The organism is Nonomuraea sp. NPDC049758 (assembly GCF_040674635.1).
Lineage (GTDB): Bacteria > Actinomycetota > Actinomycetes > Streptosporangiales > Streptosporangiaceae > Nonomuraea.
In genome coordinates this window covers 1,798-26,888 of the sequence record NZ_JBFAMZ010000030.1, presented here as the reverse complement: position 1 = coordinate 26,888, position 25,091 = coordinate 1,798, and the positions used below count along the sequence as shown (strand labels likewise).

26 protein-coding genes are annotated in these 25,091 nt (G+C 69.9%); 16 read left to right on the top strand and 10 right to left on the bottom strand.

Annotation, left to right across the window (positions count from 1 at the left end; translation table 11 throughout):
* Positions 1 to 311: 311 nt before the first annotated feature.
* On the top strand, positions 312 to 1,094 hold the full coding sequence (locus AB0J46_RS46220) for an alpha/beta hydrolase (protein WP_364341991.1): 783 nt from the start codon (positions 312 to 314) through the stop codon (positions 1,092 to 1,094).
* 270 nt (positions 1,095 to 1,364) lie between these two features.
* Here AB0J46_RS46220 and AB0J46_RS46215 read toward each other — a convergent pair whose 3' ends face one another.
* Together AB0J46_RS46215 and AB0J46_RS46210 are read right to left on the bottom strand one after the other, a co-directional pair.
* Positions 1,365 to 1,733, bottom strand: coding sequence for a hypothetical protein (locus tag AB0J46_RS46215; RefSeq protein WP_364341989.1), 369 nt, complete (start codon positions 1,731 to 1,733; stop codon positions 1,365 to 1,367).
* A gap of 127 nt (positions 1,734 to 1,860) precedes the next feature.
* Positions 1,861 to 2,787: an SDR family NAD(P)-dependent oxidoreductase gene (locus AB0J46_RS46210; protein ID WP_364341987.1), complete on the bottom strand. Its 927-nt coding sequence runs from the start codon at positions 2,785 to 2,787 to the stop codon at positions 1,861 to 1,863.
* A gap of 148 nt (positions 2,788 to 2,935) precedes the next feature.
* Here AB0J46_RS46210 and AB0J46_RS46205 point away from each other — a divergent pair, with 148 nt between their 5' ends.
* From AB0J46_RS46205 to AB0J46_RS46185, 5 genes are all read left to right on the top strand, one after another.
* Positions 2,936 to 3,802 carry a helix-turn-helix transcriptional regulator gene (locus AB0J46_RS46205; RefSeq protein ID WP_364341985.1) on the top strand — a complete coding sequence of 289 codons (867 nt, stop codon included), beginning with the start codon at positions 2,936 to 2,938 and terminating at the stop codon, positions 3,800 to 3,802.
* Positions 3,803 to 4,316: 514 nt separating this feature from the next.
* Positions 4,317 to 4,691 (top strand): hypothetical protein, encoded by a 375-nt coding sequence (locus tag AB0J46_RS46200; RefSeq protein WP_364341983.1) that lies wholly within the window; start codon positions 4,317 to 4,319, stop codon positions 4,689 to 4,691.
* A 154-nt stretch (positions 4,692 to 4,845) separates the two neighbouring features.
* Positions 4,846 to 5,406 carry a hypothetical protein gene (locus AB0J46_RS46195; protein ID WP_364341981.1) on the top strand — a complete coding sequence of 187 codons (561 nt, stop codon included), beginning with the start codon at positions 4,846 to 4,848 and terminating at the stop codon, positions 5,404 to 5,406.
* Positions 5,407 to 5,472: 66 nt separating this feature from the next.
* Positions 5,473 to 5,727 (top strand): oxidoreductase C-terminal domain-containing protein, encoded by a 255-nt coding sequence (locus AB0J46_RS46190; protein ID WP_364341979.1) that lies wholly within the window; start codon positions 5,473 to 5,475, stop codon positions 5,725 to 5,727.
* A gap of 125 nt (positions 5,728 to 5,852) precedes the next feature.
* On the top strand, positions 5,853 to 6,863 hold the full coding sequence (locus AB0J46_RS46185) for a helix-turn-helix domain-containing protein (RefSeq protein ID WP_364341977.1): 1,011 nt from the start codon (positions 5,853 to 5,855) through the stop codon (positions 6,861 to 6,863).
* A 521-nt stretch (positions 6,864 to 7,384) separates the two neighbouring features.
* Here AB0J46_RS46185 and AB0J46_RS46180 read toward each other — a convergent pair.
* The 4 genes from AB0J46_RS46180 to AB0J46_RS46165 all read right to left on the bottom strand — a co-directional run bounded on the left by AB0J46_RS46180 (position 7,385) and on the right by AB0J46_RS46165 (position 10,489).
* Complete coding sequence (locus tag AB0J46_RS46180; protein ID WP_364341975.1) at positions 7,385 to 7,714, bottom strand: hypothetical protein; 330 nt, start codon at positions 7,712 to 7,714, stop codon at positions 7,385 to 7,387.
* Positions 7,715 to 7,868: 154 nt separating this feature from the next.
* A complete protein-coding gene (locus AB0J46_RS46175; protein ID WP_364341973.1) occupies positions 7,869 to 8,681 on the bottom strand; it encodes a class I SAM-dependent methyltransferase in 813 nt (270 codons plus the stop codon).
* A 433-nt stretch (positions 8,682 to 9,114) separates the two neighbouring features.
* The gene (locus AB0J46_RS46170; RefSeq protein ID WP_364341971.1) at positions 9,115 to 9,372 is read right to left on the bottom strand and encodes a hypothetical protein; all 258 of its coding nucleotides are present in this window, start codon (positions 9,370 to 9,372) and stop codon (positions 9,115 to 9,117) included.
* A 502-nt stretch (positions 9,373 to 9,874) separates the two neighbouring features.
* Entirely contained in the window at positions 9,875 to 10,489 is a 615-nt protein-coding gene (locus tag AB0J46_RS46165) for an HTH domain-containing protein (RefSeq protein ID WP_364341968.1), read from the bottom strand.
* 46 nt (positions 10,490 to 10,535) lie between these two features.
* On the opposite strand from AB0J46_RS46165, the gene AB0J46_RS46160 reads away from it, so the two are divergent.
* The 5 genes from AB0J46_RS46160 to AB0J46_RS46140 all read left to right on the top strand — a co-directional run bounded on the left by AB0J46_RS46160 (position 10,536) and on the right by AB0J46_RS46140 (position 17,325).
* The gene (locus tag AB0J46_RS46160) at positions 10,536 to 10,685 is read left to right on the top strand and encodes a hypothetical protein (RefSeq protein WP_364341966.1); all 150 of its coding nucleotides are present in this window, start codon (positions 10,536 to 10,538) and stop codon (positions 10,683 to 10,685) included.
* Between the two features lie 1,029 nt (positions 10,686 to 11,714).
* Positions 11,715 to 12,812 carry a ThiF family adenylyltransferase gene (locus AB0J46_RS46155; protein WP_364341964.1) on the top strand — a complete coding sequence of 366 codons (1,098 nt, stop codon included), beginning with the start codon at positions 11,715 to 11,717 and terminating at the stop codon, positions 12,810 to 12,812.
* A gap of 145 nt (positions 12,813 to 12,957) precedes the next feature.
* The gene (locus tag AB0J46_RS46150; RefSeq protein WP_364341962.1) at positions 12,958 to 14,169 is read left to right on the top strand and encodes a hypothetical protein; all 1,212 of its coding nucleotides are present in this window, start codon (positions 12,958 to 12,960) and stop codon (positions 14,167 to 14,169) included.
* Positions 14,170 to 14,210: 41 nt separating this feature from the next.
* Positions 14,211 to 14,735, top strand: coding sequence for a serine hydrolase domain-containing protein (locus AB0J46_RS46145; RefSeq protein WP_364341960.1), 525 nt, complete (start codon positions 14,211 to 14,213; stop codon positions 14,733 to 14,735).
* A gap of 1,159 nt (positions 14,736 to 15,894) precedes the next feature.
* Complete coding sequence (locus tag AB0J46_RS46140) at positions 15,895 to 17,325, top strand: glycosyl hydrolase family 28-related protein (RefSeq protein WP_364341958.1); 1,431 nt, start codon at positions 15,895 to 15,897, stop codon at positions 17,323 to 17,325.
* Positions 17,326 to 17,503: 178 nt separating this feature from the next.
* On the opposite strand, the gene AB0J46_RS46135 is transcribed toward AB0J46_RS46140, so the two are convergent.
* Complete coding sequence (locus AB0J46_RS46135; protein WP_364341956.1) at positions 17,504 to 18,472, bottom strand: hypothetical protein; 969 nt, start codon at positions 18,470 to 18,472, stop codon at positions 17,504 to 17,506.
* A 392-nt stretch (positions 18,473 to 18,864) separates the two neighbouring features.
* Between AB0J46_RS46135 and AB0J46_RS46130 the strand changes: the two genes are divergently transcribed.
* From AB0J46_RS46130 to AB0J46_RS46115, 4 genes are all read left to right on the top strand, one after another.
* Positions 18,865 to 19,320, top strand: coding sequence for a hypothetical protein (locus tag AB0J46_RS46130; RefSeq protein ID WP_364341954.1), 456 nt, complete (start codon positions 18,865 to 18,867; stop codon positions 19,318 to 19,320).
* Between the two features lie 213 nt (positions 19,321 to 19,533).
* Positions 19,534 to 20,001, top strand: coding sequence for a hypothetical protein (locus AB0J46_RS46125; RefSeq protein WP_364341953.1), 468 nt, complete (start codon positions 19,534 to 19,536; stop codon positions 19,999 to 20,001).
* A gap of 342 nt (positions 20,002 to 20,343) precedes the next feature.
* Positions 20,344 to 20,598, top strand: coding sequence for a hypothetical protein (locus tag AB0J46_RS46120; RefSeq protein WP_364341951.1), 255 nt, complete (start codon positions 20,344 to 20,346; stop codon positions 20,596 to 20,598).
* Positions 20,595 to 20,876, top strand: coding sequence for an SDR family oxidoreductase (locus AB0J46_RS46115; protein WP_364341949.1), 282 nt, complete (start codon positions 20,595 to 20,597; stop codon positions 20,874 to 20,876). Before AB0J46_RS46120 ends, AB0J46_RS46115 begins: the two co-directional genes overlap by 4 nt.
* Before the next feature lie 1,160 nt (positions 20,877 to 22,036).
* Here AB0J46_RS46115 and AB0J46_RS46110 read toward each other — a convergent pair.
* Together AB0J46_RS46110 and AB0J46_RS46105 are read right to left on the bottom strand one after the other, a co-directional pair.
* On the bottom strand, positions 22,037 to 22,519 hold the full coding sequence (locus AB0J46_RS46110) for a carboxymuconolactone decarboxylase family protein (RefSeq protein WP_357710743.1): 483 nt from the start codon (positions 22,517 to 22,519) through the stop codon (positions 22,037 to 22,039).
* A 52-nt stretch (positions 22,520 to 22,571) separates the two neighbouring features.
* Positions 22,572 to 23,042 (bottom strand): carboxymuconolactone decarboxylase family protein, encoded by a 471-nt coding sequence (locus AB0J46_RS46105; RefSeq protein WP_364341947.1) that lies wholly within the window; start codon positions 23,040 to 23,042, stop codon positions 22,572 to 22,574.
* 250 nt (positions 23,043 to 23,292) lie between these two features.
* On the opposite strand from AB0J46_RS46105, the gene AB0J46_RS46100 reads away from it, so the two are divergent.
* The gene (locus tag AB0J46_RS46100) at positions 23,293 to 23,892 is read left to right on the top strand and encodes a TetR/AcrR family transcriptional regulator (protein ID WP_364341945.1); all 600 of its coding nucleotides are present in this window, start codon (positions 23,293 to 23,295) and stop codon (positions 23,890 to 23,892) included.
* Positions 23,893 to 24,567: 675 nt separating this feature from the next.
* On the opposite strand, the gene AB0J46_RS46095 is transcribed toward AB0J46_RS46100, so the two are convergent.
* Positions 24,568 to 25,091 (bottom strand): hypothetical protein (locus AB0J46_RS46095; protein ID WP_364341943.1); only part of this gene is annotated, 524 nt, incomplete at its 5' end.

Here is a 25,091-nt window from a genome sequence, read left to right as displayed (position 1 = left end):
GCCTTCCTCCGCCGGAGTCGATCCCGTCGGGCGCCCTCCAGCGAGAAGACCTGGAGCGAGGGCCGCGCTGAGGACGAGGTGGCGGTGTGAAGTCGTTTCGCCGAACGGTTGCCCTGCACGCCTACGTCGGCATACTTGCGCACCGTCCGGCGCGCCGACCGCATCGTCTTTCTGGACGGCGGCCGGATCGTGGAGGACGGCACCCACGAACCCGGGTTTCGACTCCGCGGGAACATTTGTCCAAGACTGGCGGCCGGCCGGCCGTGCACAGTCTCCCTATGAGTGAACACGACATTGAGCATGCGCATGGGATGCACGTGGTCCATGACGGCCCGCGGCAGGCGCCGCCGTTGCTGCTCATCCACGGGTCGGGGGCCTCGGGCGGTTTCTGGGGGCCGGTGGTCCCGGCGCTGGCCGGCCGCCATCGGGTCATCCGGGTCGACCTTCCGGGTTGCGGCCAGTCCCCGCCCGCGCCGTCGTACGACGTGCCCGCGCAGGCGGGTCAGGTGGCGGCGCTGCTGGACGGCCATGGGCTTCGTCACGTCGCCGTGGCCGGGCACTCCAGCGGCGGCTACGTCGCCACCGCGCTCGCCGAGCAACGTCCCGACCTCGTCGGTTCGCTTTCGCTGATCAGCAGCGGCCCGAGTCCGGATGCGCTCCTTGGGCAGCCGTTCGTTCTTAGGGTGCTGCTGGCCCCGCCGTTGGGCCCGCTCATTTGGCCAAGGCGTTCGGATGCGATGATCCGCAAGGGGATCAGCGCGATGGCCGTCCGCCCGGTGGACCTCCCGGACGACGTGGTCGCCGACGTACGGGGCATCACCTACCGCGTGATGCGGACGGTGCTGCGCCAGAACACCGCCTACATCGCCGAACGGAGCGTGCCCGAGCGTCTGGCCGCCCTCCAGGTCCCCGTACAGGTGATCTTCGGCGCTGCCGACCCCCGCTGGGAGCCGTCGTCGGCGCACCGGTACGACTCGGTGCCGGACGCCCGGGTCGAGCTGCTGCCCGGCGTCGGGCACCTGCCCATGCTGGAGGCGCCCGAGACGGTCGGCGAACTGCTGCTGAGCTTCACGGCAACGGGCCGCCGACCGTAATGCCTGATGCCTGAAGGCATGTGTTACCGACCGGGACGTCACCTGGCCGGGCCTGGGTGGACGTCGCGATCCCGCGTCCGCCGGCTGGGCTGCCGGGAGTCGGCATGGCCGGGTTCCGCCATCGCGCCCGGGCCTCGGTAGGCATCTCCATGGTCGCCCGGTGATCTCCGGGCGGCTGGCCGGGGAGCCGGCGAGCTGCTTCAGATCCGGCTGGAGCCGGTCCCGGCGGCCGCCTTGATGAACGCTCCCGCCCGGGCAGGGGTCACGGGGCTATCCCAGCTGGATGTGGGCGGCATCGTGGGCCCACACCTGCCCCTCGGTCAGCGCCTGGTACGGGCCGCTGCGGCACGTCAGCACCAGCCGTGCCTTGTTCCGGCCGTGCTGGTGGCGGTTGAGGACGCGCAACGCCTGGCCCGACCGTGAGCCGTAGCCGGGCTCATCTGTGCCGTCCATCTCATCCAGCCCGTCGACCACCGCGATGACCTGGTAAGCATCTACCAGCGCCTGGGCCGTCGCCTCACGCAACTGAAAGGCCCGCATCAGATGGGCGACCAGCCAGATCCACCCGGCCGGCGCGCCCGGGGCCTGGCAGATCTCTTCGATCAGGGTGGCGTCGTCGGCCCAGGTCAGCCACGCCACCGGGTGATCAGGCCGGGCCCGCGCCCAGCCGCCTACGGCCGAGGTTTCACTGCCGCCCTGCCGGACTGGATTTCAAGGCGACCGAAGACTCATTTCCACCGTCCGGGCCGTTGGTCAAACGCTTCGGCTACGACTCGGGGGCGCCCGCGGTCAGCCGTTCGACGGTCTTCCAGAGGTCGGCTTCGCGTTGAGGGTCGTAGGACTCCTCCGACGAGCGGACCACGCGGTTGCGGTCGACGTAGGAACCGGTCGGCGCCCGGAGCGTGCCGAGGACGACGTCGGCGAGGTGGCGGCCGGCGGCGTCGGGGCTCGTGGCGAAGGGGGTGAGGATCACCAGGGGCATGATGCGCCGCATCGCGAAGCGGGAGAGAGGATCGGCGTTGCGGGCCAGGCCGGTGCCGGGCACGAACCCCGGGTTGTAGGCCACGACGTCGATCCCGGACGGCAGGCGGCGCGCGTACTCGTGCACCAGGTAGATCGCGGCCAGCTTGCTCGTCGAGTAGGCGGTGCGCCCGCCGGCTGCGGTGTGCGGCTTGGCGAAGGCGCCCGTACGGGCGAGATCGTCCGGGGACCTCCAGACCGGCCCCGGCACCATGCCCAGGTTGTGCCTGAGGTCGCCGAAGTGGGTGTCGCTCGACGTGATCACGATCCGGGCGGGGGCGGCGAAACGGTCCTGGAGCAGGCGTACGAACAGATGGTTGGCGAGCACGTTGACCGTGAAGGTGGACTCCAGCCCCTCCGGCCCCTCGGTCAGCGCATTGGTGTACTGAATGCCGGCGTTGCCCACGAAGCCGCGCAGTGGCGGCAGGTCGCCGCGGTCGAGCCGGTCGCGGATCTCGATGGCGGCCGCGCGGACGCTGTCCAGCGAGCCGAGGTCCGCCTGGACGTGCGAGACCGGGTGCCCGCCCGAGGAGAGCTCCGCGGCGAGCCGCGCGCCGGAGGACGGGCGGGCGACGACGAGGAGATGCGCCTCCGGTGACCGGCGCAGGATGTGCCGGGCGGCGACGCGGCCGATTCCGCGGCTCGCGCCCGTCATCACAATGGTGTGCTTCATGCCAGGTTCCTTCGCTGTCGCACCGGTGGCGCCCGGCTCGGGCGCAGGTCCACCTTCGTCCCAGGTGCCGCCACCAGCCAGTGCACCGTCCGTCACCAGGACCGGCAGTACCCAGGCTCGTTCGCCGCCGTGCGGCGAGAATGGGGCCATGGCTGCCTCTCGCACTGATTTCGCCGCGCTCCTGCGCGCCTGGCGTGACCGCCTCTCCCCGGCCGACGCCGGCTTCACGGCGACTGGCGGCCGTCGCGCGCCGGGACTGCGCCGCGAGGAGCTGGCCCAGCTGGCGGGGCTGTCCGTCGACTACGTCCTGCGCCTGGAACAGGCCCGCGCCAAGAACCCCTCGGCCCAGGTCGTCGGCGCTCTCTCGCGCGCCCTTCAGCTCGCCCGCGCCGAGCGCGACCAGCTCTACCGCAGCGCCGGGCTGCTGCCGCCACAGGACGGGACCGTCGACACCCACGTGCCCCCAGGCATCCAACGGCTCGTCTCGCGCCTCGGCGATGTCCCGATCGGCGTGTTCGCCGCGGACTGGACCCTGGTGTGGTGGAACACCATGTGGAGCGCCCTGCACGGCGACCCCGCCGCCCTCCCGGCCGCCGAGCGCAACCTTGCCCGTGCGCTCTTCGGCAACGGCGCCGCGAGCGCCTTGATGCTCCCCGTCCGGTCGGAACGCGGACCGGACGCCTTCGCCGCCTCGATCGTCGCCGACCTCAAGGACGCCGTCTCCCGCTATCCCGCCGATGCCCGGCTCGATCGTCTCGTACGAGAACTCCGCGACACATCCGACGCCTTCGCCCATCACTGGGCCGCGCAGACGACCGGCGCCCCGCACACGACCGACGCGAAGACCATCCGGCACCCTCAGGTCGGCGACATCCTGCTCGACTGCGACGTCCTCATCGTTCCCGGCGCCGACCTGCGCATGGTCACCTACACGGCAGCTACCGGAAGCGCCGAGGACGGAAAGCTCGATCTTCTCCGCGTCACGGGAGGCCGCCTCGCCACCACACATCGCTGACCGGCTGCCGCGCTACTCGGCGGCGAGGGCCGCCAGTGCCGGGCGGTGGCGCCGACAGGGCGCGATCGGTGACGCCCGGCTCGTGCACGAGATCACCCCAGGCTCCGAGCTCGTCCAGTCCGGGGCCGGTGGTGACGGCGCGGAGCCCTCGGCTACAACGGCCGGATCAGGCATCCAGGGGTCAGCCCAGATGAGCCCAAGAGCCGCCCACGTTGAGTGGATCCGTTGGTGAGCGCGCGTAAGCGAAAGTGAGACGGCTTCTCCGGCTACTCGGGCGTAGTTCCGGGGGCGAGGGGCTGGCCGGCACCACGGCCATGGTCTGCACTTCGCCGAAGTGGCCTCCGAGCCGCACCGCGCCAGCGCCGCGCGGCCCAGGTGCGTTGCTGGTAGATCAAGCTCGCATGCTGCCGAAGCAGCCCATGAGTACTGTCTCGTTGACTCCGGCCGGGCGGATGCCGGCCTTGAAGGTGATGACCTTCACCTCAGCTTCCGGAACATCGAACGTCATGAACGTATGGAGCCCGGAAGGGAAGCCGACCATGGAGATCGTCAGGAGACCGGACCGCCGACCGGGCTGCGCCGCCGGCTGTGGCGGCTGCCCATCGTGCTGTACCGGCTCGGCCTCGTGCCGCTGCTGAGCGGGCGCGTCATGCTGCTCACCCACGTCGGACGCGTCTCGGCCTGCCCCGCCGGGGCCGGAATCGAGATGGTTCAGCGCGACGAGCGGGGCTACGTGGCCGCCTCCGGATCCCGGTACCCCCCGCGCCCCGGCCGCAGGCTCTGCCGGATCACGGGCTTCGCCGTGGAGGGCAGCGTGAACGAACACCGCGAGGTGGGGAGCCGCATACCGTTCGTCCGGTTCGGGCGCCGAGGTTGCACCGCCGGTTGAGGCTTTCCCGCCCGCCTTCCGGCGCTCCCGGGCGGAAGTCTCCGGGGCTGGTTCAACGACAGCCTTGACGTATGAGCGCTGCGGACCACGACGGTTCCCGCCGGCGGCCGTCCTCGGCCCTGCGCGGACCACACGACCGAGGTGAGGAGAGATCATGACCGATGCCCTGCCGGATCCGGTGACGTTCCCGATGCCCCGCGCGACCGACCGCCCGTTCGACCCGTCGCCCGAGCTGACCCGCCGCAGCGCGGAAGCGCCCGTCTCACGCGTCCGTCTGTGGGACGGCACCACCCCCTGGCTGGTCACCCGCTACGACGACGTCCGCGCGGTGCTCGCCGATCCGCGCGCCGGCGTCGACGTGGCCGAGCCCGGCTTCCCGCACACCAACGCGGTGAGCAAGGCACGCGACGCGCGGATGAAGACGCTGATGCAGATGGACGCCCCCGAGCACACCGCACACCGGCGCCTGCTGACCGCCGACTTCATGATCAGGAAGATGGAGGCGCTGCGGCCCAGGATCCAGCGGATCGTCGACGACCTGCTCGCCGGCTCCGACCTGGTGCGGACGGTCGCGCTGCCGGTCCCGGCCTGGACGTGGAAGACGGCGTCAGGTGCGACCATCGGTGTCAGGCCGCGCCCCGGGTGGTCGCCGCCGGTGACGTCGCCGCCTGGCGGCACCTCAGCTTCGGCGGCCTGCGCGTCGAACACCGGCTGAAACGCCACCGAGCAGGGCACGGCCGCAGCCCGGACGCTCCTCGGCGGCCAGGCCCCCTTCGCGCCCGTGCCCTACTTCTGGACCGACCAGTACGACGTGAAGATCCAGGTCCACGGCGTCACCGGCGGCGCCCGGTTCCAGATCGTCGCCGGGGATGACGTGGGAGACGGGCGGGCGCCCGCCACCGTCCGGTTCGCCGGGCTGTACGGCAGGGACGGCCACGTCATCGGCGCCATGACCTGGAACCTGCCCCGGCAGGCCCGCGACCTCCGCCGACACGTCGCCGAGCGGACCCCGTGGCGCCAGGCCACCACCGGATGACCCGGCCGGCGGATCACGGAAGTCGTCGGCGCAGCGTGCACTGTTCCCCGGCGAGGGCGGCACGCACAGCGGCTCGCGCCCCGAAACTGGGTACGTCTCGAAAGCTTCAGATCATGTCGTGAGAGGTGAAATTGGGAATCGTCACCCAGCACAGCACGGACCTGCCGCCCGACCAGCGATTCGACTGGTGGTGCGACCTGATCAGCCATGACGTGGCGCCCATCCAGATCACCAGCGACCACGCCGCCGACTTCCGGGCTTCGGCCGGGGCGATCGACCTGGACACCGTCCACGTGACGACCATGTCGTTCCCCGCTCTCAGCTCCGTGCGGACACCCGCGCTGATTCGCCGCTCCGACCCCGAAAGATACGAACTCGCCCTGATCGTCGGGAGCTCGATGTGGATCTCCCAGAGCGGCAACGACACCCGGATGGGAGCCGGCGACCTGGTGATGTGGGACACCTCCCACCCCTACCACGGAGGCGCGTTCGACGGACCCCGGCCTGCGCGTGCGATCATCGTGCATCTGCCCAGAGCCGAGCTGCCCCTGCCGTCCGGCAAGGTCGACGCGCTCCTGGCCCACGTGATGCCCGCGGCCGGCGGCATCGGCGCGATCCTGGCCGGCTACCTCAAGACGCTGGTACGCGAGGCGCAGTCCATGTCCTTACCCGAGGTGAAGCGCCTCGGCGCCGCCACGCTGGACCTGGCCCTGGCCTTCCTGGCCCATCAGCTGAACGCACAGGACTGCCTGCCCCCCGAGACCCGGCAGCTCGCCCTGATCGCGCGCATCCGGGCGTTCGTCGAGCACAACCTCGCCGACGCCGACCTGACACCTCGCGCGATCGCTCACCGGCACCACATCTCCGTGCGTTACCTGCAACTGCTGTTCCAGCGTCAGGGCACGACACTGACAGCCTGGATCCGCCGCCGCCGCCTGGAGCACTGCCGCGCCGATTTGGCCGATCCCAGCCTGGTAGGGCAGCCCATCCACGCCATCGCCGCCCGCTGGGGATTCACCCGCGCCGCCGACCTCAGCAAATCCTTCCGCGCCAAGTACGGCTTGTCGCCCAAGGACTACCGGCACGAGGCCCTGACCCGCGCCACGTCAGAGACGGACAACAGGTTCGCCGGATGAGCGCCATCCTGTCGCAGGTGCGCGGGCCAGCCAGTTGGCGGAGAAGCGGGCTCGTCCTCCAACAGTGGCAGGCCACGTGAGGGTTGCCCATGGTGGACGGCCTGGCTTGAAGATCCTTACGTCGGCCTCTGTCCCGGGCGCTCACCGGGAGGGCCCTCACCGCGGTCGCGACCTCCGGCCTCATGCCTGCGAGCGCCGCCCCCATCACCGACGTCCCGCTGCTGGACGACTACGACGCCGAGTCGCCGGCGAACCTTCCCGTCGTCGGCGGCCTGGAGTAGCTGGAGCAGCGGTACGCGCCGACCGACACCCGCACGCCGGGGGCAGAGGGTCGTGAAGATCGTCTTCAGGGGCGATTCGTACCTATCGGGGGACGGGGCAGGGGACTCCCTCAACAAGCGCGGCTTCCTGCCAGGGCCCAACTGTGGACGCATCCCGGCCGAAGGACACACCATGGCAGAGGTGTTCTTCGGCGTGCGATTCAACGCCTTCTCCGAGCACTTCTTCGTCGGCCAGAACGATCACTCCCGCGTCAATCCGCCCCAGAACCAGGGAGTGGACGAGGCCACCGACCTGGTGATCTCCGGCTTCGGCGGCAACGACGTCGCCTTCGGACCCATGCTGAACGCCGTGCTCGACGATCCCGTCGACATCAGCAACATCGAGGCGCGCATCCGGCCACTGCTCGACACCACCCGCACCTCGCAGCAGGAATGGGACGACTCCCAGCCGCCCCGCATCCCGTTCGTCCGCCCGCTGACGCAGCCCGCCACCCTGTCGGCCAGGCCGGTGCGGATGGTTCGGGCGATGCACGCCGCCTCCAACGGCAGGACCTGGGCGATGATGGTCAACTATCCGCAACCCGTCAAGATCGGCCTGCACCCGGGCGGCCTCATGGGCTGGCTGACGAACATGTGGCCTTCCCGCCGTCCAGGCGGCGAACCTGGCCGGGATCCTCGCTGGGCGGGCGCGCTCGCGTACGTTTCCCGTGCCATCAGCCGCGGCTCAGAACCGGTAGCGGAGAATGCGTGCCCCTTGCCGGGACAAGGTCGTGCTGCGGGCGGTGAGACGGGTCAGCGCGCGCAGGGGTTGCGGGAACCGGGCCACTTCCGGTGCGCGGGTGAGGATCTGCTCCTCGATCAGTTCGAGGCCGGCCTCCCAGGACTCGGGTTCGTGCGCGTCGTCGAAGCCCTGGGCGGCTTCGATGCCGAGTGTCTTCATGATCGGGTGGTATCTCATGGCCCAGGCGGCGAGGCGGGTGTAGCCGTTGAACGCTAGCTCACCCGCAGGGAAGTGGCCGGTCAGCGCGCGGACCAGAGCCTGGAAGGAGTCGCCGGGCATGAAGGGGAGCAGTCCTTCGGCGACGATCATCGCCGGGCGGTCATCGGGGACGGCCGTGAGCCAGCCGGAGCGGGTGAGGTTGGCTCCGATCAGGTGGGAGCGGCCATGCAGGCGTTCGGATCGCAGGTTCACCACTGCGGGGAAGTCGACGTCGTACCAGTCGACGCCCGGCGGAGGATCGCAGCGCCGCATCCTGGTGTCCAGGCCGCAGCCCAGGTCGAGCACCACGCATCCGGGGTGAGCCGCCACATAGGCCTCGACGGCGTCGTCCAGCTTCCTGGAGCGCAGGGCCGTGGTGACGACGACGTTGGTCTTGACTTTCAGATTGCCGAAGTCGTAGTCGATTCTGCGGGCCAGGTCGGCGGAGAGCGTGTCACCGAGGATCGGGCGGGGCAGTTCGGAGTCCCGGGCTCTGGCGTGGAGGGTGAGCAGGAGAGTTTCCTGGATCAGCCCGAGCTCGGGTTTCCAGCGGTGCATGGAGATTCCTTTACGGCGTGGCGGAGGGTGGGCCGCGAGGTTCCGCAGCCATGTCAGGGAGTCGTGGGCGGCCCTGATGTGCTCGATGCGGTGGCCCTGGCCGCCGGCGATGTCGAGCCCTTGCGCTCTCGGAGGTGTGGCGGCGTCGCCGTGGCGCGATGCCGGTGTCGTCCCGTCGCGGCCGGACCAGAGCCCGTCCGGCCGTCCGGTGCAGTCCGGGCGCATGTGGGCTCAGCAGTAGCGTGAGGAAGATCGGGGTCCTGGTACAGGCCTCGGATCGTCCAGGTGTAGGCGGAAGGATCACGCCCGCCCGCGTGGTGCTCGCCATGGGCATGGCGTCGCGGCGGGGCCGGGCCTCGCCCACGGCGGGCGGCCTGCCTCGTGGCCGAGCTCGGCCCGCTGCACGGGACGGGCCGGCCCCTGGCGCCTTTCGTCAGTACACGAGGATCCACAGTTCGTAGTACGGGTCTCCCCACTTCACCGGGAACTCGACGCACCGGTAACCGCGCCCGGTCCGCACGCCGTCGCGGTGGCACCTGTTGTACATGTCCATGCCGTAGTAGCGTGCGGCGATCTCCCAGTGCGATTCCATGGCTGAGGACGTCGCGGCCGACGCCGTGGTCACCGGAGCCAGGGCCGCGAAGGCGAGGGCGACCCCGGCGACGCCAAGACCGCGCTTCCACATGGACATGGGTTCTCCGATCGTTGTGTCCGAGCTGAAATGCCGCTCTCGACCCTCACATGATCGGCCTGTTCATGTCGTTGGCGCTGGACGCACGCTTCGTGTGACCTCGACGCACTGCGGAGTTCCCGCGGCGCCTGATCAGAGAGAGCGCTGCCCGCAAGAGCAGGACAAGGTACCGGATCGAGGAGCGAGCGGGCCGCCCACGTCGGAGGCGACGTCCATCGGCACAAGGAGGAGCCGGAGAAGGCGAGCCCTTGATCGGCGAAGCAGAACACAGGCCGTCGGTCGCCCAGCCCCACCTCTACGACGTACCTGGGCTGCTTCGCCGGCACCGCGTTCCAGGGTTCACCGGCGCGGGGACTGGTCGTGTCGCTCGTCGTCGTGGCCCTGCCGATCGCGGTCGGCGAAGTCGTTCGGCGGGTACAGCGTTGTCCGGAGCCTGCCCGGCGTTCGGGTGCCTGGGTTGGCCGGACAGCCGCGGGCGCTGCGGAACCGGATCTTGCGATATTCAGGCCGTGCTGTCCGGAACATCATCTGCTGCCCTCTTCGCCCATCCTCTCACCACGGCCTCTCCCCGCGCGGAGAGCCGGTAGCCGACGTCCAGGCTCTCGGTCAGGCCGAGCTCCTTGAGCTTGCGTACGTCCCGTTTGAGGGCCTGGGTGTCACGCCCGAGGCGTTCGGCGAGCTCGGCGGCTGCGGTCGCGGGCAGCTCGTGGATGAGGCGGAGCAGATCATGGGTCCAGGGGCCGCGGCGGGCGGCCTTGTCGATGCCAGCCAGGCGCCGCTGTATTTCGGCTGTCTGCTCGGCGTCCAGGTCGCTGCGTTCGCGGAGCGCTACTCGGGGGTCCGGGCCGGCCATGCGCAGGCCGATCCGGTAGAGCTGGCCGTCGGCGTGCCGGGCCAGGTCCTTCCACAGGTCGTCGGGGGAGGCGTAGCCGGCGCTCCGGAGGTCCTGCGCGGTCACCTGGGCCTCGGTGATCTCCTCCACTGTGTCGATCGCCACGATGCCGACGGCGGTGCGCAGCCGGCTGCCCGGTCGCACGGCGCCGCGCTTCCAGCGGCGGAAGGCCAGTGTGAGGGTTCCGTCCGCGATGCGCTCCAGGTCTCGGAGCTTGAACAGCATGGGAATCAGGCTAACGGCGGGTGCCTCCCGGCGACGTCGGCGCGGTGTGCCCGACAACAACGGCAAGAGGATCGACACCATGCTGGCGTTCGTCGGTACGCGCTCCCTGTTCCAGTCCGCCGGCTTCGTCAAGATCGCCGATACCGGGTCGACGGCCGCCGGAGTGCCCCGCATCCTCATGCGACTCGGCAGTTGAGGCTGGCGGTGGAACGCGAAGAAGCCACAGTTCGTAGTGCGGCTGCCCGGTTTCATACCTGCTCGGGAACCACGGGCACTTGTAGCCGCGCCCGGATTGCACACCGTTCCTGTGGCACGCGTTGTAGCCCTCCGAGGTGGAGGGGTAGTACCCCGCGATGTGCCAATCAGCCATGGACGAGGACGCCACGGCCGGCGAGGAGGCCAGGCCGGTGGGAGCAGCAAGGGCCAGGGTCGTGCACGCGACACCGAGAGCGCGCTTCCACGTGCTCAAACCAGTCTCCGATCATCGACTGAGGCGATCTTCGTATGATCAGGACGTCATGTCGTTGGCGCTCGACGCACTGCTTCTTGCTCACGACCGCAGAAAGGTGCGCTGGGCGACGGAGTACTCAGACGAGACTCCAGAAGCCGCGTGCATGCGGCCAGTCAGTGCTGCGTTCCTCGGAGGCTGTGGATGAGCGGCACCTGGTGTGCCCATCCTCACGGACCACAGGGCGAAGTGGTCGACCTCATCCGTGAATCGGCACGTCAAACGCTTCGACGGGGAGCTCCAGCCCGTCCGGCAGGCTCCTGACCGTCTCGGTCACGCGGTGACCACGGCCATGGAAACCGTGAGGTCGCCCCCGTCGGCCCCCTGTGGCCGGCCACGGTCTTCCAAGGCGTCGCAGTGCTCGCCGGGCGGACGAGGCACAGCCCATGTCCTTATCCGAGGCGCGGCGCCTCGGCATCCCACTGGCCCTGGCCCTGGCCTTCCGCCGCCCTGGGAGATCCACATCGTGCCTCCGGCGATCAGGGCGCGTTCGTACCTCGGGGCCGGAGCGGCGCGCCGGCCGCCCGCCGGTGCGGCGATCGCGCCGGCCGACCGGGTTGGGGTGAGCCGCTGTCCGTGCCGCCGTTGCCAAGGAACAGTGCGCGCTCCGCCAACGACTTCCATGATCCGCCGTGCGTAGGCTGCCCACGTCGACCGCGACGCCGTCTGCTCATCGAGCTTCAGGACGACGGCTTCACCGGACACATCGGAGGACGCATGCGGCCACGACTCAAGAACGTCGCCTGGGAACGGGTGGGCGAGGAGCTCCGCCTCGTGTACGACCTGCGTGACCAGCTGATCGTGACCGACCCCGGCGGCCACGTGGAGAAACTCCTCGCCTTGCTGCGCGAAGGCGGCCGCACCGTCGGCGAGCTCGCCGGCGAACTAGCGCTCCCCGTCCAGGACGTGCTCGGCGCGATCGAGGCCCTCGACGCCGAGCGACTGCTGGAGGACGGCGACCGTCTGGGCGTCCTCGACGCCGCCGAAGCCGAACGCCACTTCAGCAACCTGGCCTTCTTCGAGTCGTTCGGCACGCTGACGCGCAGCCGCGAGGACCTGCAACGCCGGTTGCGCGAGTCGCACGTGCTCGTACTCGGCACCGGCGGCCTCAACTCCAACACGATCCCGCATCTCAGCGGGCTGGGCGTCGGCCGGATGACGCTGGTCGACAGGGACACCGTCGACGTGCGCAACTTCGCCAGGCAGTACCTCTATCGCTGGGACGACCTCGGCGCCAGGAAGGTCGAGCGAGCGGCGGAGTGGGTGCGCGCCTTCGACCCCGCCATCAAGGTCCAGGCGATCGACACGGGCATCGAGAGCGCCGGGCAACTGGCAGAGCTCCTCGACGAGACGCGCCCCGACGTGGTCGCCTCGGGGATCGACCAGCCCACGGAGATCGACCTCTGGGTCAATGCGGCCTGCGTGGGGCACGGCGTGCCGTTCGTGCGCGGCGGCATCACGGTCACCAAGGGAATCGTCTGGTCGGTCGCGCCGGGGGAGAGCGCCTGCAGGGCCTGCGTCCCCGCCGATCCGACCAGGCCCGAAGGCCACGCCGATCCCGACGAGCCCGCACTGAGCGCCGAGATCGCGGCGGCCCGCCTGTTCTACAGCAGGCCGCAACCCAACAGGGGCATCGGCCCCGTCGCCGGTCTGCTCGGCGCGCTCGGCGCCTTCGAGGTGCTGCGCTACCTGACCGGTTTCGAGCCACCGGCATACGCCGGTCGGCCACTCACCATCGACTTCGCCGGCGCCTGCGCCATGAGTCAGGCCGAGTGGTCCCGCAATCCCGACTGTGTGACCTGCGGAAGGAGTTGACCACAATGAAGATCGAGATCGTGCGGATCGAGAACACCCGCCTGACCGGACTGAACACGCCCGACTCATGACCGACGCGAGCGCACCCCGGCCGGGGGCCGGGGTGCGCTCTCCCTTTGTCGCCCCGCAAGCTCCAGGAGGACGGATGTCCGCCATCGTTGACCGGGACCTGCGCGAACGGGCCGCCCGGCTCACCGTCGCGTTCGACGGTGACGCCTGGATCCTGGGCCGCCCCGACCTCGGAGTCTTCGTCGCGGTGCCCGAGCCGGGCGCGGTGTTCGTCACCACCCTGCAGGAGGGCGGCTCGGCCGCCGAGGCCGCGAGGCGGGCGAGCGAGGTGGCGGGCGAGGAGGTCGACGGCGCCGACTTCCTCGACGGTCTCACCGGCGCCGGCCTGCTCGACCCGCCCGCACCGCCCGGAGAACGAGCCCCCAGCGGCTGGATCGAGGGACTCGGCCAGGACACGGCGGCCAGATTCTTCGGCAGGACCGCCTGGACGTGCTACGCGGCGGCAGCGGTCTTCGTCGTGACTGTCCTGGCCTTCGCACCCGAGTTGCGCCCCTCGTGGAAGGACGCCTGGTTTCTCCCCAGCGCCGCACTGTCGATGCTCACCTACCTGCTCGTCGACATCGCCTTCAGCGCCCTGCACGAGGCATGGCACTGGGTCGCGGGCAGGGCGCTCGGCGTCCCCGCCACCTTCAGGGTCAGCTACCGGGGCCTCTACATCGTCTTCGAGACCGACCTGACCCAGATCGTGAACGTGCCGCGGCGCCGCAGGTACGGGGCCTACCTGGCGGGCATGGCGATCGACGTCGTGGTCGTGGCGGCGGCATTGGGGCTGCGGCTGCTCGACCGGGCCGGGATGCTCGCACTGCCTGAGACGCTGAACGGTCTTCTCGGCGCGGTGGTGTTGTATCGGCTCGTCGGGATCGTCTGGCAGTGGGCCGCGGTGCCGATGCGCAGTGACGGCTACGCCGTACTGGCCAACGCGTTGCGCTGCCACAACCTGTACCGGGTCACCTGGCTGACCGCCAAGGCCAGACTGTTCCGGCTGCCTCCCGCCGAGGCGGCCGAGCTGGCCTCGGCCGGCGAGCGTGATCGGCACGTGGCACGCTGGTTCGCCCTGTTGTACATGGCGGGGGTCGTGGTCATGGCCGGCATGTTCGTGCTCGTGGCCCTGCCGCTGCTGCTCGCCCTCGTACAGTGGGGCATGGCCCGGCTGAGCGCCGGCGCCGTCGGCTCGGCCGCGTTCTGGGAGGCGCTCGCCGTGACGGCGTACGTGGCGACACAGCTTGCCCTGCCCCCACTCCTCGCACTGAGGGAGCGCCGCCTGCGGAGGTCGGGCAGGCTCCTGTGAGAGGTGCTGCAGTGACGTCGTGAGCTCGTCCAGGAGTGGACATGGCGGATGCCCGGCAACACGTGCAGCGACTGCTCCACGACCTGGTTGCTGCAGGACGGGAGACCGGCGTCCAGGTGGCCGCCCACCTGCACGGCGAGCTGGTCGTGAACGCCGGCGCAGACCTCGCCGACCCGCGCGCGGACCGGCCGGTGGACGACCGAACACTGTTCCACTCCTGGTCCACCGGCAAGGGACTGACCGCGGCGGTCGTGCACGTGCTGGCCGACCGCGGCCGACTCAGCTACGACACGCCGATCGCCGAGTACTGGCCGGAGTTCGCCGCGCACGGCAAGCAAGGCATCACGCTCGCTCACGTCCTCGTCCACACGGCGGGCGTGCCGCAGGCGCCGGCCGTAATCACGCCGGACGACCTGCGGGACTGGGAGGGCATGTGCGACCGGATCGCCAGACCCGGCGCCGACGTCGAGGTTCTCGCACCCGCCGACCTGTGTGAACGCCTCACCGACACAATGTCAAGATCCGCAGAAGAGGGGCTGCTGGGCAGTTGGCCATCCCCTCGATGACGGCTGCTTCCCAGGAGAGGGGGCGAAGTGCTTTCACCCTGCTCAGGATGATGGGGGTGGTGCTGGGCGCCGCCGCTGGATTCGCAGTGATCGACGAGATGACCGCGAGCACGGGTGCGACCCCGGCCCCCCGCTGGCTCCGCCAGTGGCTGCGCTGCGGCTTCGGAGGCCTTTCTGCGGGGCTGTTCTGGGGGATCGCCTGTGCCGTCGCCGTAGCCAGGCTGCTCGTGGGGGAGAACTCAGGGTGGCAGGGATGGCGGTGGAGGCGGCGGCGTGCATCGCGATCGGCCTGCTGTCGGCGTCGGTAGCCGGGCGCATGCACCAGGGGAAGGCGGCCGCCCTCGCGGGAATGGGCGGTCTCCTGGTGATCGTCTCGGTGAGCCTGGTTCTGCGGGGTCCCTACCGGCCGTGGCTCTATCCGGAAGAGGAGAACTGGGAGATCGTGCACTACGGGTGGATGGCCGTGCTGCTGCCTGTGCTCGCCGCACTGGGCTGGGAGAGCCGGGATATACGCCGATCGCCTTGCCGGCTGCCTGCAGCAGGCGATCATCTGTGTTGCGACGATCCCTCGACTGCGCACCCGGCGGGGGGACGGACGGCAGATGAAACATGCCCTGGCCCGTGTGGCGCACACGGACACACGCACCCGGCAGGGGCGTTCAGGAGTGGACGGCGCGGATCTCCGTCACGGTGAACGCGTCGAGGATGTGCCGGTTCTGCACCAGGAACCCCACCACTCCCGCCACCGCCTCCACGCTTCAGGGCGGCTGCCACAGGTGCGCTCAGAAGGTAGACCAGGGGCGTCGACGGCTGGGTCGGCGTGAGACCGCGGTCGTGGCGGTGCACGTCCTGCAACGCCCTGATGGGGATCGGCCGCTCGGTGGTGAACCACGCCGCGACCTCCCGTTGCGGATGTGCCGGATCGGCGTCGGCGCAGGCGTGGTAGCAGGCGGCCCAGCCGTGGCACCGGCCCTGATGCCCGACGCGGCGACCGGCACCGCCACGATGGCCAATGCCATCGACGCATAGGGCGAGATCCCGGTCGACCCGCGTATGGCAAGATCACCTTGCTGAACGGGCGGACGCGGCAACCACGTCGCGGCCGGCGTCGGGGGAAACCGGAGGTAGTCGGGCGATGCGAGCAAGCAACGCAGGGTGGATGCGTAAGGCGCTGGTCGCGGGCGTGGTCGTCGTGTCGGGGCTCGGTGCCGAGCCGGCCATGGCCGGTGCCGCTCCTGCGGTGCCGGAGTCGGTGGCCGCGGACCCGGCCTGCTCGGGTGGCGTGCTGAACGCCGTCGCCGACGCCGGTGCGAAGGGCGACGGGCAGGCCGACGACACCGCGAGCATGCAGCAGGCGATCACCAACGCGTACGCCTCGGGACGCTGCCTCTACCTGCCGGGCGGCCTCTACCGCATCACCGGCGGCCTCGACCGGAGCAAGCCCGCCTCCATCCTCGGCGACCCCGACACACCCGCCATCTTGCGCAGCACAACCAACGCGGCCCTCGCCGACACCACCTACGCCAACCGGTGGGACCGTACGCCCGTACTGGACAACGTGGTGTTCGACGGGCTGCGCCTGGACGTCAACAGCCCCTACAAGACCGGGCCGATCATCCGGCGCAGCGTGTTCGTCAACCGCATGGGCGACGGGGAGACGCCCGCCGGGGGCGACGAGCAGCAGACGAGCTCGGCCCAGGTCGCCGTGGCTCTCACCAACGTGGTCGGCGCCAAGGTTCAGGACTCGGTCTTCCTGTCGGATCGGCAGGTGGACGGCGGCGCCCCGCTGTTCACCTACCGCACCCGCGACCTGACGATCAGCGGCAACGTCCTGGGCGCCGACCTGTCCTCGACGGCATGGCTGAGCACCTGGGCCGGCGGACGCTCCTGGTCCCAGGCTCCGGCCGCGCGCCTGGCCGAGGTGCGCCGCCGTACCGGCCTGCCCGCCGCCCTCGGCCACATCCAGCGCGGCATCAGCATCAAGGGCGACATCAACGCGACCGTCTCCGGCAACATCGTCAACCGCGACCCGCGCAGCGGCGCCAAGAGCGATCACGGCGTGTACGCCTGGGGCTTCGACGGCCTGCGGATCACCGGCAACTGGCTGCGCGGCTGGCCCCAGGACGCCAGGGGCGGGCTCAAGGTGCGCAACGGCACCGGCGCGACCATCGCCGGCAACCTCCTGTACGGCACCGCGCTACTGCTCTACACCTACGACGTGACCAACGCCCCCAAGGTCTTCCAGGACGTCGTCGTCTGCGGCAACGTCTACGACGTCAGCACGGTCACGCCCGCCGCTGACCACAGCGGGATCATGTACTGGCGCAACTTCCCCGGCACCGGGGCCGAGCAGGCGATCGCCGTCTTCGGCAACCGCTTCCTCGACCCGCTCGCCGGGACCGCGGGCCGCCCCGACGTCTCCCAGGTCGCCGGGGACGCGGCGGCCTTCACCGCGTCCGACAACACCTACGCCGACGGCCGCGCCGTGCCGGTCGTGGGCATGCGCAACGCCGCCCCCACCGCCGACCAGCGCGCCCGCTGCGCCGGCAGCACCGTCCCGGAGCTCTCCATCCCCGGTTACCAGGGATAGGAGCCACCCGATCACCTCTTCACGCCCGATGTCCGGATCTGAATTGCTTGAGTCGGCCGGCGGGGAGCGCTTGAGCATGGTGGCGTGTTCGGTGAGGATCGCGGCGTACGGGCCGGGTAGCGCGGCCGCGCGCGATCGGCCGGCGTTTCCGGAAGCAGGGTGAGCAGGGTGCCGAGGGTCAACTCCTTCGAGCAGGCGTTCCCTTTGCCTGGGACGTCCCCTCATCGGCGATCAGGGCGGTACGCAGCCGTTCGTATGTCGGAGCCAATCGGCGCAGGCCGGCCGCGAGCGCCATGTCGTCGCCCGCCACGAGCGGAGCTTGCAGGCCACCGACGATGCGGCCCTGTTCCGCGGCGACGGCCGCGCCCGTGTCGAGGCCGAGGGACGCCAGGCAGGCCGCCAGGTCGTTGAGGCGGCGGGCGCCCACCCGCACCGCGAACGCCTGCCACAACGTCCTGACCTCGGGATCCAGCTCTTCCTCCACCAGTTGGGCCGTGCGCTCGGCGGCCTCGGCCTGCCCCAGCGTGCCTGGCGGGACCTCCACGTCCGTACGTCCCGCCAGCCAGGCCAGTCCGGCGGGCAGCGAGCGCCGCAGCGCCTCCTCCGGGCCGACCCGCTCGCGGCGGGTGAAGCTGTGCCGCATCCGGAACGGCTGCTCCAGGTAGGGGATCAGCTCTCCGCGCCACGCCTCGGAGAAGGCGTCGACCGGCAGGGTGGCGTACGGGTAGCCCTGCGGGTCGTGCACGAGCACGGTGCTGTCGCTCACCTCCAGCACCACCAGGTAGTGGTCGGCGCCGACCGCTTCGCCCGACCCCGGCTGGTAGGCCAGCAGGCCGAGCTCAAGCGGGCCGGCCAGCACCGGGCCGTCCTCGCAGGCGCGGCGCAGCCGGTCGAGCGCCGCCGCCGCCGTGCCGCCGTCCGCATGCTCGCACTCCCAGCCGAGCAGGCCGAGCGCGGCGTCGATCCCGATCTCGGGGTCCCAGCCGAACGCGTCGAACAGCGGTAACCGGCCGCCGATGAGCTGCATCCCGTACGGGGAGCCCGTCAGGACCTCGACCACGGCCGTGGGCGGCGCCTGGTCGCCCAGGACCATCGCGAGGGAGTTGGCGTAGCAGTACGGCCCGGAGCCGACATAGGTGACAGACATGCTCGGCACCGTGCCGCCTGACACGGTGTCAGTGTCAAGCCCGTCGTCGTCACGGCTCCAGGTGCGTGAGGTCGAGTCGGGCCAGGCGGTCGGGGTCGGACAGGATGTCGATCGTGGCGATCCTGCCGCCGGAGACGGTGCAGTCCTGCCCTGCGTTCTTCGTGCCGGCCTCCGGGAGCGAGGGACTGCGGGAAGCGTCCGCTTGTTGGCCACCGTGCCCCCTGCATGCCCCGTGCTGGTGTGCAGGGGAGGGAACATGGGGGGAGTGGTCAGCGTCTCAGTTCGCTGAGGGATCGGCTCGTAGTGCACCGGAACGTGGCTGCATGTATCGATCCGATCACCGCGTGCTCGTTGCGGCGTCTACGTGTGGTCCCCGCTCGTAATCTGCCCGCGTGGACGTGGACCCAATCCTCATCTCGACTGTCGTTGGCGCCGTGCTGAGTGGGCTCGGGTCAGGCGCCTTGGAAAAGGTGCAGAGCAAGCTCAGACGGCCCAGCACCGTGGAGGAGGCCCCCGCACCGAGTACTTCCACCGTCGAGGAACGGGCCGATGAATTAGCTGATCTTCTTAAGCGGTCAACGACGTTGCTTGCCGAACTGTCAGCGGAGATGGAAGCACGCACCGCAACGGTCCGTGAGCTGCAAGCTGAGGCCGAACACGCCGAAAGCATCGCCTCGATTCACAAGGAAGCACAGGCAGCGGTCGAGAAGATGCTCGATGCGCGGCTCGCGGCACGGCTGGAGGAAAGCGGCCGGAAATCCTTCAAGCAAGGCATGTGGCTGAACATCGTCAGCGGGGCGTTCTTCTTCATCGCCGGTGTCGTTGTGACCCTGCTCCTGGGGGGATAGACGGGTTCATCGGGCTGACGATCTGGAGCCGGTCAGGCAGCAGCGAACAGGTCGAGCTGGTCGGGCTGCACCATATCCCCTTCTCTGCCCTGTGCTGACGTGCAGGGCAGAGAACACGGCAGACCTGGCTGCCGTCCCGGTTCACCCATCACTTGACCACGCGCCCTGGGCGTCGGCTCGGGCGGCGGGCCGGGGGAGTGGGACGCCGCCGGGGTGGCGTACGGGCGGCGCGGACGCCGTACGGACACCGCGCTGGAACTGCTCCCCGAGCTGCTGGCCCGGAAGGAGACCCGGCTGCCGGACGAGCCGGGGCGGCCGTCGGTCACGCTGTCCCCGGCCGCGGCCATGCCGCCCGTGCGGGTCCACAACGCGTCGGAGGAGGCAGCGATCCGGCGGGCGGCGTGGCTGGCCGACGGCTGGTTCCCCTCGCTGATTTCCCCGCGGGAGGCCGCCGAGGGACGGGCACGGCTGGCCGGGCAGGCAGGCCGTCCGGTCCCAGCATCGATGTCCAGCGCGTGCTGGCGGGTGTGCCCGGCGGCCAGGAACACCTCGATCCTGGCCTCGTCCACCCAGTTTTGCGTGCCGAGGGCCCCACCGCGAAGGGCTCTGACGCTGGGGGCTTCTTGCCTGCTTGCCTCTACGAGATTAGGTTCACACGGAATGGACCTGCCTCTACTGTGAATGAGGTGGGCGAGGATTTGAACGAGGCGCTTGGTGTGTTGGCGCTCCTCGGGGGTGTCGTGCTGCTTGTCATGCTGGTGTCCGGTGACTCCGAAGCCAAGCCAGCCGATAACGAAGTCGACCCGGCCGTGAAGCGACGGCGGTGGGAAGTGCGGGTCCAGGCGGCACGCCGCCTCCTGGAGGTCTGCCTCACCAACGCCGCCCACGGGGAGAAGCACTACCAGGAGGCTGAGAGGCGCCTTGCCACTCCTGGTTCGGAGAGCCTCGCGGTCAGGGAGATCGAACAGGACCTGCATCTACAGGCACTGGCGGGCGCTGCTGCACCTGGCGGTGATCCGAGCCATGGAGAGGAAGCCCAAAGAGGCGATATATGCGTTCGACAAGGCCGTCCTGATGGTGAACCCTTCGGGGATCGAGCCCGACGACTTCCGGCCCAAGATGGTGGGGATGGCCGTGGTCTGGCTGGAGGTCCGCTCGGGGCTGGCCAAGGTGTGGGAGGACTCTGTAGGCCGGAGACATCCTGGCCTGTCCGGCTCGCAGCTGCGCGCCAAAGCCATCGAAGAGATCATCGAGACGATCCCGCCCTTGAAACCATGACGCCCTCGCAGGGCTGCCACAGGCCGCGCGGGTTCTTGCCGCTTCCCGGCGCCGCCCACCACGCCGCATCCAAGGCCGCCCGCATCCCGCTCGGCCGCCGCGGCCAACGAGAAGAGGTCGCCACCTGGATCCTGCGCCTGGTCGACCCCGCCACGACCTGGCTGACCGGCCAGGTGCCGGCCATCGACGGCGGCCTGAACCTCACCAAGCCCACCCAGCCCGGCACAGCCTCTCCAGCCGCTCGGCACCGGTCAGCCCCACAGAGCGGCCGCTGCTGACGAATTCCCGCCCAGCAGACCGCACGCGGCGTCGCCCACGCCTTGGCGCGCTGGCAGGGCGTGAGCCTGGCCTTGCTCTCACGGTCCGGGTCGGGTGTCAAGCACGGCGCCCATCCGCGCGGTGGTGGGCCCCGCCCTGATCTGGCTGTCGAAGTGTCTGGCCAGGGTTGCCTGGCGTCGCGAGGTCGGCGAGCGCCCTGTCTCGGCCGAGCAGGGCGATGGTGCGGTCGATGGCTGAGGCGTAGGCGCGGTGCATGGTGGGGTCGGCGGTGGGGGCCGTGGCGAGGAAGGCGTCGAGGGCCGGATGGCCGGTGCCCCAAGGCGGCAAGCGGCCTACTTGCCCAACGTGCCTGACAAGATCACATCGCGTTGAGCTGCGGGAAGGGCTGCGAACCCCAGATGACCATCGCGCCCGCCGCTTCCGGCAGAGATCGTCACCGAAGCGGACTGCGCGGCCATGGGCGGCAGTGTGGAGCCCCAGACGCCATCGTTGTCTTGGGTTGTTGGTATTTTCTCGCGGGTCAGAGCGAGATGATCTCGTCTGGCACATAAGGCACGTGGACCGGCGCTCACAGCACGGCCGGCGCCTGCTGGGCCGTGTTCATCCTGGCGGCGGCCGAGCAGGTTCACCCGCCGCCCCTGAGGTGCGGCGGGTGGACCAGGAACATGGGTTCTCGTCAAAGCGCCTTGTGGGTGGGTGCGCAGGTGGAGTCGCGTGCGTCGTCGGTGTTGCCGTGGCCGGTGTAGCGGGCGGGCCAGGCCATGAGTCGGGTCCGGCGGCGCGGACTGCGGACGGCATCCATCAGTTGTTCTCCTTCAATGCGGTGATCGCTGACAGCGGCGGTGGCGTCCCTGGTGGCATGAGTGAGGGCTTGTGGCCGGGCAGGGTCAGCGTGAGCGGGTGTTCGCAGTCGGGCAGGGTCAGGCCGGTGTTGGCGGCCTGGCCTTCGGTGCCGGACGAGAGCGTGGTCTGGGCGCGCAGCAGGCGCGTTTGAGTGCGGCAAGGTGTTGCCGGGTACGTGGGGCGACGCCCTCTCGAAGCCGATCAGAGGGCGAAGGGGCGGTGCCCATGCCCGAACGGCCTGGGTATCTCCTGGTTGTTTCGGGTCGCCGATGTCGGCTGGCGTGCGGGATTCACCCGAGGTGGCCGTGGGCGCCGATCAGTTGGCCATGTCGGCGAACATGCCGGGCTCGTAGGAACCACCAGGCTTGCGCACGATCACGTTGAGCCGGTTGTTAGCGTTGATCATGGCAACCAGGGTGACCAGCGCGACGATCTGGTCGTCGTCGTAATGCCTGCGCACCTCGGCCCAGGTCTCATCCGACACGCCGCGGTGATCGTCGGCGATCCGGGTGCCCTCCTCGGCGAGTGCCAAAGCGGCCCGCTCGGCCTCGGTGAACACCGTCGACTCACGCCAGGCGGCGACCAGATGGATACGGGTCGCACTCTCACCGGCGACCGTGGCGTCCTTGGTGTGATAGTCGACGCAAAAGCCGCAACCGTTGATCTGGCTGGCGCGCAACATCACCAGGTCCTGGGTGGCCTTGGGCAGCGGCGACTTCTCCACCAGCACGGCGACATTGTAGATCCGCTTTGCGATCTTGGCGCCGAGCTCGTTGGCCAACAGGTCGAAACGTTCCATGACTGAGTCCTTGCTCGCGGGGTTGTCTGTCGTTCGGATGGGATGCGGATCGTCACTTGGCGGGCTGGTAGGAGCCGCCCCGCTGCCGGTTCATGACGGCGAAGCGGTTGGTGGCGTTGATGAGGGCGATGAACGCCACCAGCGCGGCGAGCTGGTCGTCGTCGTAGTGCTTGGCGGCGTCGGCCCAGGCCTCGTCGGTGATGCCACCGGCGCCGTCGGCGATGCGGGTGCCCTGCTCGGTCAGCTCCAGTGCGGCGCGCTCGGCGTCGGTGAACACCGTCGACTCGCGCCAGACGGCGACCAGGTTCAGCCGCGCGATGGTCTCACCGGCGTGCGCGGCGTTCTTGCCGTGAACGTCGGTGGCGTAGCCGTCGCCGTTGATCTGGCTGGCGCGCAGCATCACCAGGTTCTGCGTCGTGGCCGGCAGCGCCGACTCCTGGATCAGCACCGGAGCCGCCGCGCCGTAGTGCCCCAGGGCCTTGGCGACGACCGGGCTGGCGAAGAGGTTCAGGCGGGTTTCCATGGAAGTGCTCCTTGCAGCTGTTGTTGGCTCGGTCATGAGATGCCGGAGGTCCGAGCTCTGTGACACCGCCACTCATGTGACTTGCGTCATACAGACCCTGGAACTCCGTTGAACTCGCGTGCAATTACTGCACAGCTGTGCAATCACTGCATGAAGATATACTCTAGCGGTGAGCAGGCGTCAAGATCTGCGGCCACCACCGCCCCAAGGAGCGACAGAGCCACGATGAGCAGCGACGATCCAGGCCGCCGTGCGGCCGCAAGCGCAGCGCCGCCGTACCCGCAAGGTGATCGTGGACGCGGCGGTCCACCTGAGCGCCGGCGGAACGACACCGTCCATCGACGAGATCGCGGCCGCCGCCGACGTGTCCCGCCGCACGGTGTACATGTACTTCCCGAGCCTGGACCACCTGCTGATCGACGCGACCGCCGGCGCGATCAACGAACCTCCCGTCGAAGAGGCGCTGGCCGACCCCGCGTTCGGCGGCGACGCCGCGGTCCGAGTGGAAGCCCTCGCCCGGACCCTGCTCGCCTACTCACCCCAGTCGCTCCCCCTGGGCCGCCGCCTCATCCGGCTGACCGTCGACCCGTCACCCGACGTCGCCCCGGGCACGGCCACCCCACAGCGCACCCGTCGGCGGATCGAATGGCTCGAGCAGGCCTGCCAACCGCTCCATGGCACCCTCAGCGAAGAGTCCTTCCAACGCCTGATCTCGGCCTTGACCATCGTGGTCGGCCGGGAAGCGCAGATCGCGCTGCGCGACGTCCGCGGCCTCGATCCCCAGGCCGAACAGGAGACGGTCACCTGGGCCGCACGAGCCCTGGTAGAGGCAGCGATCAAGGAAGAGTGACCTCGACCAACAAGATGCCGGTAACCCCGGCGAGCGCGGCGATGTGCGGGGGCTCCTCCTCGGGCGGACCGCCGTAGCCGAGGTGGCCGATGTGCCCCTCCAGCCATTGGGCGGTCAGCTCGCCCAGGTCGGACGGTGTGTGGGCCTGAGCCAGGGGTGGTCATGGCGGGTCCCTTCGAGCGCGGCGGCGGTTCTGCCAGACGCGGTGGACGTCGGCCACCAGGTCGAGCACGTGCCGAACACCCAGGCCCAACTTCGAGTTGACGTGCCTTACGTGCCTGACAAGATCATCGATCTCTGACTGCGGGAAGACACCAAGAACCCACGATAACCATCGCTTCTACCGGCGAAGGGTCTTTTGTCGCGTACATGAACGATCACGGCGCGGCGACCAGGAGAACCGTCCGCCGAGGCGGTGCGCGACTCGCCGCCGGTGCCATTTTCGGCCGACGGCGTCCCATGTCCATGATCACCGTCGGTCGCGGCCGGGGCGGTTGTCCGGTGCGGGTCCAGTGAGGGGCGCACGAGCCGCTGGAGCGGGCCAGACGCGACGCGCTTGGTAGGGCACTGGTGATCAACGCGTCTTGTCTGCATCACCTCCACGACGACATGGTCCCGGACCATCCTCCCGGACCATGTCGTGTGCAGGGGTTGTTTGCCCGAGCGGTGGTGAAGTCAGGAAGTTTCGTAGCCGACCCAGTCGATGTGCCAGCCGAGACGCTCGGCCTCCTCGAGCGTCATGGCCAAGCCGTCGCGCCATCGGAGGACGACACTGAAGCCGGTGGCGGTGGCGTTGTAGATGGCGCTGGTGCGGAGATCGTGCTCGCCGTAGAAGTCCCCTGCGAGAGCGATGAGGTAAATGGGGCAGCTGGTGAACCCGGCTGCGGAGGTATCGACGGTGATGTCGTAGTAGTTCCCTCCCGTCGGCCTCCAGCCATACCTAGGGGTGCTGCGTCCTGAGGCCGCTCCGTTGACGTTGCGGGCGTACAGGGTGCCCGGGTCGTTGGAGCCGAGTGCGCTCCAGAGTTTCATTCCGCCTGTGAGGAACCTGATGTCTCCGTCGCCGTCGTTGGGTCCGCTCACGTAATCGGTTCTGATGCCGCTGGCGTACAGGGTGCCCGGGTCGTTGGAGCCGAGTGCGCTCCAGAGTTTCATTCCGCCTGTGAGGAACCTGATGTCTCCGTCGCCGTCGTTGGGTC

Bases quoted from the DNA above. Each gene is read 5' to 3' on its own strand.
- AB0J46_RS46110 (WP_357710743.1), bottom strand. From the start codon at position 22,519: ATGGAACGTTTCGACCTGTTGGCCAACGAGCTCGGCGCCAAGATCGCA.
- AB0J46_RS46140 (WP_364341958.1), top strand. From the start codon at position 15,895: ATGCGTAAGGCGCTGGTCGCGGGCGTGGTCGTCGTGTCGGGGCTCGGT.
- AB0J46_RS46205 (WP_364341985.1), top strand. From the start codon at position 2,936: ATGGCTGCCTCTCGCACTGATTTCGCCGCGCTCCTGCGCGCCTGGCGT.
- AB0J46_RS46210 (WP_364341987.1), bottom strand. From the start codon at position 2,787: ATGAAGCACACCATTGTGATGACGGGCGCGAGCCGCGGAATCGGCCGC.
- AB0J46_RS46135 (WP_364341956.1), bottom strand. From the start codon at position 18,472: ATGTCTGTCACCTATGTCGGCTCCGGGCCGTACTGCTACGCCAACTCC.
- AB0J46_RS46220 (WP_364341991.1), top strand. From the start codon at position 312: ATGCACGTGGTCCATGACGGCCCGCGGCAGGCGCCGCCGTTGCTGCTC.
- AB0J46_RS46115 (WP_364341949.1), top strand. From the start codon at position 20,595: ATGACGCCCTCGCAGGGCTGCCACAGGCCGCGCGGGTTCTTGCCGCTT.
- AB0J46_RS46105 (WP_364341947.1), bottom strand. From the start codon at position 23,042: ATGGAAACCCGCCTGAACCTCTTCGCCAGCCCGGTCGTCGCCAAGGCC.
- AB0J46_RS46175 (WP_364341973.1), bottom strand. From the start codon at position 8,681: ATGCACCGCTGGAAACCCGAGCTCGGGCTGATCCAGGAAACTCTCCTG.
- AB0J46_RS46155 (WP_364341964.1), top strand. From the start codon at position 11,715: ATGCGGCCACGACTCAAGAACGTCGCCTGGGAACGGGTGGGCGAGGAG.
- AB0J46_RS46145 (WP_364341960.1), top strand. From the start codon at position 14,211: ATGGCGGATGCCCGGCAACACGTGCAGCGACTGCTCCACGACCTGGTT.
- AB0J46_RS46150 (WP_364341962.1), top strand. From the start codon at position 12,958: ATGTCCGCCATCGTTGACCGGGACCTGCGCGAACGGGCCGCCCGGCTC.
- AB0J46_RS46165 (WP_364341968.1), bottom strand. From the start codon at position 10,489: ATGCTGTTCAAGCTCCGAGACCTGGAGCGCATCGCGGACGGAACCCTC.
- AB0J46_RS46195 (WP_364341981.1), top strand. From the start codon at position 4,846: ATGACCGATGCCCTGCCGGATCCGGTGACGTTCCCGATGCCCCGCGCG.
- AB0J46_RS46200 (WP_364341983.1), top strand. From the start codon at position 4,317: ATGGAGCCCGGAAGGGAAGCCGACCATGGAGATCGTCAGGAGACCGGA.
- AB0J46_RS46120 (WP_364341951.1), top strand. From the start codon at position 20,344: ATGGAGAGGAAGCCCAAAGAGGCGATATATGCGTTCGACAAGGCCGTC.
- AB0J46_RS46170 (WP_364341971.1), bottom strand. From the start codon at position 9,372: ATGTCCATGTGGAAGCGCGGTCTTGGCGTCGCCGGGGTCGCCCTCGCC.